At 65.7% G+C, this 4,641-nt stretch carries 5 protein-coding genes; 2 read left to right on the top strand and 3 right to left on the bottom strand.

Annotated elements, in window-relative coordinates; genetic code table 11:
• Positions 1-374: cupin domain-containing protein (locus tag MOV75_RS28195; protein WP_247006987.1), on the top strand; the 374-nt coding region annotated here is incomplete at its 5' end.
• Between the two features lie 207 nt (positions 375-581).
• Here MOV75_RS28195 and MOV75_RS28190 read toward each other — a convergent pair.
• Positions 582-1,847 carry a D-amino acid dehydrogenase gene (locus MOV75_RS28190; protein WP_246931909.1) on the bottom strand — a complete coding sequence of 422 codons (1,266 nt, stop codon included), beginning with the start codon at positions 1,845-1,847 and terminating at the stop codon, positions 582-584.
• A 70-nt stretch (positions 1,848-1,917) separates the two neighbouring features.
• Positions 1,918-3,246, bottom strand: coding sequence for an aspartate aminotransferase family protein (locus MOV75_RS28185; RefSeq protein WP_247006986.1), 1,329 nt, complete (start codon positions 3,244-3,246; stop codon positions 1,918-1,920).
• Between the two features lie 160 nt (positions 3,247-3,406).
• Here MOV75_RS28185 and MOV75_RS28180 point away from each other — a divergent pair, with 160 nt between their 5' ends.
• Positions 3,407-3,955 carry a cupin domain-containing protein gene (locus tag MOV75_RS28180; RefSeq protein ID WP_018646206.1) on the top strand — a complete coding sequence of 183 codons (549 nt, stop codon included), beginning with the start codon at positions 3,407-3,409 and terminating at the stop codon, positions 3,953-3,955.
• 38 nt (positions 3,956-3,993) lie between these two features.
• Here the strand turns inward: MOV75_RS28180 and MOV75_RS28175 are convergent.
• Positions 3,994-4,641 (bottom strand): molybdopterin cofactor-binding domain-containing protein (locus MOV75_RS28175; protein WP_247006985.1); only part of this gene is annotated, 648 nt, incomplete at its 5' end.

The following is a 4,641-nucleotide window of genomic DNA, read 5'->3' as shown; positions in this document are numbered from 1 at the left end:
GTGCGAGCCCGAGCGCCGACGGCGCCTCCGACCAGGTGGTGACGCGCGGGCTGCAGCGGCCCGAGCTGAAGCTCTGGCGCACCGGCGTATCAAAACAGCTGCTCAGCCCGGCCGGCGCGGACAACAAGCTCAATCTGTTCCTGGTGCATCTGGAGCCCGGCGGCTCCACCGGCGACGAACTCTACACCCATGACGGCGAGGAAGCCGGCCTCGTGCTCGAAGGCGAGATGATGCTGACGGTGGACAGCGAGACGTGGTCGCTGAAGACCGGCGACAGTTTTCGCTTCGCCAGCCGCAGGCCGCACCGGTTTTCGAATCCGGCGGAAGACGCGAAGGCCGTGGTGCTGTGGGTGAATTGCGTGACGGGGGCGTAAACCTTCCCTCAACCCCGTCATCCTGAGGCGCGAGTGGCGCGTTGCGCCGCGCAGCTCACGCATCAGGGTGACGGCGATGGACTTGACGACGCGCGCCGCCTCCACATCGTCCTTGCGAGGAGCCTTTGCGACGAAGCAATCCAGACTGTCTCCGCGGAAAGACTCTGGATTGCTTCGCTGCGCTCGCAATGACGAGCGGTTAGAGCCTTACCCGAACCGGTGCTTGTACCGCTCCACCGTCAGCGCACTGACGTCGATGTCCGGCTTCCGCCCCGACAGCATATCCGCGAGCACGCGGCCGGAGCCGCAGGACATGGTCCAGCCGAGCGTGCCGTGGCCGGTGTTGAGGTGGAGGTTGGCGTATTGCGTCGGGCCGATCACGGGCGGACCGTCCGGCGTCATCGGGCGCAGGCCGCTCCAGAATGTCGCCTTGGCGAGATCGCCGCCGCGCGGGAACAGATCGGTCAGCGAATGATCGAGCGTGGCACGGCGCGCATCATAGAGCTTGTCCGAATAGCCGGAGATTTCGGCGGTGCCGCCGACACGGATGCGATCGCCCAATCGCGTGATCGCGACCTTGTAGCTCTCGTCCATCACGGTGGATTCCGGCGCGCCGGAAGCGTCCTTGATCGGCACCGTGATCGAATAGCCCTTCACCGGATAGACCGGCAGCGAAATGCCAAGCGGCGCGACCAGGCGCGACGACCAGCTCCCGAGTGCAAGGACGTAAGCGTCGGCCTGCAACGTGCCGGCACCCGTCACGACACCGCTGACACGCGCACCGTCGGTGACGATGCGGTCGATCGAGGTGTTGAACATGAAGCGCACGCCGAGCGCCTCGGCATGCTTGGCCAGCGCCTGTGTGAACATGTGGCAGTCGCCGGTCTCGTCCTGCGGCAAGCGAAGCCCACCGACGAACTTCTCCTTCACGCCTGATAGCGCCGGCTCCACCGCGATGCAGCCCTCGCGGCTCAGCACCTCGAAAGGTACGCCGTACTGCTTGAGCACGGCAATGTCTTCGGCCGTGCCGTCGAGCTGCGCCTGGTAGCGGAACAGCTGCAGCGTGCCCTGCGAGCGCTCGTCGTACTGAATGCCGATGTCGCGGCGCAGATCGCGCAAGGAATCGCGGCTGTATTCCGCAATCGGGATCATCCGGCTCTTGTTGACCGCGTAGCGCGCGCTGGTGCAGTTGCGCAGCATCTTGAGCAGCCAGACCCACATGACAGGATCGAGCTTCGGCCGGACCACCAGCGGGCCGTGCTTCATCAACAGCCACTTGACCGCCTTCACCGGCACGCCGGGGCCGGCCCATGGCGAGGAATAGCCGGGCGACACCTCGCCGGCATTGGCGAAGGAGGTCTCAAGCGCCGGCTCCGGCTGACGGTCGACGACCGTCACCTCGTGGCCTGCACGTGCGAGGTAGTAGGCAGAGGTGACGCCGATGACACCGCTGCCGAGGATCAAGACTTTCACGCTTCGTCAAACTCCCGCGGCATCACGCTCGCCGCTGCAAGGAAACAACTCGCAACGGCGAGAGCAATTATCAGGCCACCCGCTTGATGGCGTCGCCAAGAATCGAGACGATGTCGTCGATGTGGCTCTTCTCGACGATCAGCGGCGGCGACAGCGCGAAGGAATCGCCGCTCATGCGGAAGTACAGCCCGCGATTGAAGCAGTCGACCATGACGTCGTAGCCACGCGCACCGACCGCACCGTCACGCGGCGACAGCTCCACCGCGCCCATCAGGCCGCAATTGCGGATGTCGATGACGTTCGGCAGGCCCTTGAGCGAATGCAGCGCATCGCGCCAATATTCGGCAATCGACGAACCGCGCGTCAGCAGGCCTTCGTCCTTGTAGATGTCGAGCGTCGCGATGCCGGCGGCGCAGGCGGTCGGGTGCGCCGAATAGGTGTAGCCGTGAAACAGCTCCATCACGTTTTCCGGGCCGATCATCATGGCGTCGTGCACCTTGCGGTGTGCGAACACCGCGCCGCAGGGGATGGTGCCGTTGGTGATGCCCTTGGCCGTCGTCATCATATCAGGCGTGACGCCGAAGAAGTCGGCGGCGAACGGCGTGCCGAGGCGGCCGAAGCCGGTGATGACCTCGTCGAAGATCAACAGGATGCCGTGCTTGTCGCAGATCTCGCGCAGGCGCTGCAGATAGCCCTTCGGCGGCGGCAGCACCGCGGTCGAACCCGGCACCGGCTCGACGATGACGGCGGCGATGGTCTCGGCACCGTGCAGGGCCACCAGCCGCTCGAGGTCGTCGGCGAGCTCGGCGCCATGCTCGGGCTGGTCCTTGGCGAAGGCGTTGCGGGTGAGATCGTGGGTGTGGCGGATGTGGTCGACACCCGGCAGCAGGGTGGCGAAGGCGCGGCGGTTTGCGACCATGCCGCCGACCGAGGTGCCGCCGAAACCGACGCCGTGATAGCCGCGCTCACGGCCGATCAGACGGGTGCGGCTGGCCTGGCCGTTGGCGCGATGATACGCAAGCGCGATCTTCAGCGCGGTATCGACCGACTCCGAGCCGGAATTGGTGAAGAAGATGCGGTCGAGGCCCTTCGGCGCGATCTCGGCGAGCCGCTCGGCGAAGTCGAACGCGAGCGGGTGGCCCATCTGGAATGACGGCGCGAAGTCCAGCGTCATCAGCTGGCGCTCGACCGCGGCGGCGATCTGCTTGCGGCCGTGGCCTGCATTGACGCACCAGAGGCCGGCAGAGCCGTCGATCACCTTGCGGCCGTCGACGGTGGTGTAGTGCATGCCCTCGGCCGAGGAGAACAGGCGCGGCGCCTTCTTGAACTGCCGGTTGGCCGTGAACGGCATCCAGAACGAGTCGGTCTTGATAGTGTTCGGAATCTGATGAAGGGTCACGGCCGCGCTCCTTTGCTGACCCGCAAGCAGAGCCACGGCTTGGAAAGCGCAACAAGTCCTTTTCTGTTGCGCCACAACCCATTGATTTCACTGGGGCGACTGGTCCATATTTGCGCGATCCGCAACACCTGCAACACAGGGCCAGCGCAAGGACCGGAACATGAGCGTCGACATCGGTGGACGGCTGCGATTCATCCGGGCGCGCCACAAGCTGTCGCAGCGCGAGCTTGCCAAGCGCGCCGGGGTCACCAATTCGACGATCTCGCTGATCGAATCCAACCAGATGAACCCGTCGGTCGGCGCCCTCAAGCGCATCCTCGACGGCATCCCGATGGGGCTCGCCGAGTTCTTCGCACTGGAGCCGGAGTCGAGGCGCAAGATCTTCTACCGCGCGGAGGAGCTGACCGAGGTCGGCAAGAAGCCGATCTCTTATCGCCAGGTCGGCGACAATCTGTTCGGCCGCAGCCTCCAGATTTTGAAGGAGCGTTACGAGCCCGGCAGCGATACCGGACGCGTCCACCTCGTCCATGACGGCGAGGAAGGCGGCATCGTGATCTCGGGCAAGCTCGAAGTCACCGTCGAGGACGAGCGCCGCATCCTCAATCCGGGCGATGCCTATTATTTCGAGAGCCGCCGCCCGCACCGCTTCCGCTGCGTCGGCGGCAAGCCGTGCGAGGTGATCTCGGCCTGCACACCGCCGACGTTCTAAAGCAGCGGTGCGAGAAGGTCTCGCCCCGCCCGCTACCCTCAAGGCTGCGTCAACAACTCCTCGATCCGAATCGGAAAACGGCGAACCCGCACGCCGGTCGCGTGCCACACCGCGTTGGCGACCGCGCCGGCGCTGCCGGTGATGCCGATCTCGCCGACGCCCTTGATGCCGAGCGCATTGACGTGCGGATCGTGCTCCTCGACCGTGATCACGTCGAGCGGCGGCACGTCGGCATTCACGGGGATATGGTACTCGCCGAGATTGGCGTTCATGATCCGACCGGTGCGGCGGTCAGTGACCGCCTCCTCGTGCAGCGCGAAAGACAGGCCCCAGATCATGCCGCCGAACAGCTGGCTCTGCACCATACGCGGGTTGACGATGCGCCCGGCCGCGAAGGCGCCGACCATGCGGCTGACGCGGATCTGGCCGAGCTCGGGATCGACCTTCACCTCCGCAAACACCGCGCCATGGGCATGCATGGCATATTCCTCCATCGCCGCGGGATTCGGCGCACCGGTGCCCCATGCCTCGACCTCAGTGACGCCCGCCCGCGCAAGGATCTCGGAATAGCTCTCGCTGCGGCTTTCGTCGTCGCGCCGGATCAACCTGCCGGCGCGCGCGATCACGCCGGCATTGCCGGCGCCGAACAGCGGCGATTGCTCGTCATTGGTTGCGAGATCGGCGAG

This window comes from Bradyrhizobium sp. PRIMUS42, assembly GCF_023006515.1.
Classification (GTDB): Bacteria; Pseudomonadota; Alphaproteobacteria; order Rhizobiales; family Xanthobacteraceae; genus Bradyrhizobium.
This window is presented reverse-complemented; position numbering and strand designations above follow the sequence as displayed.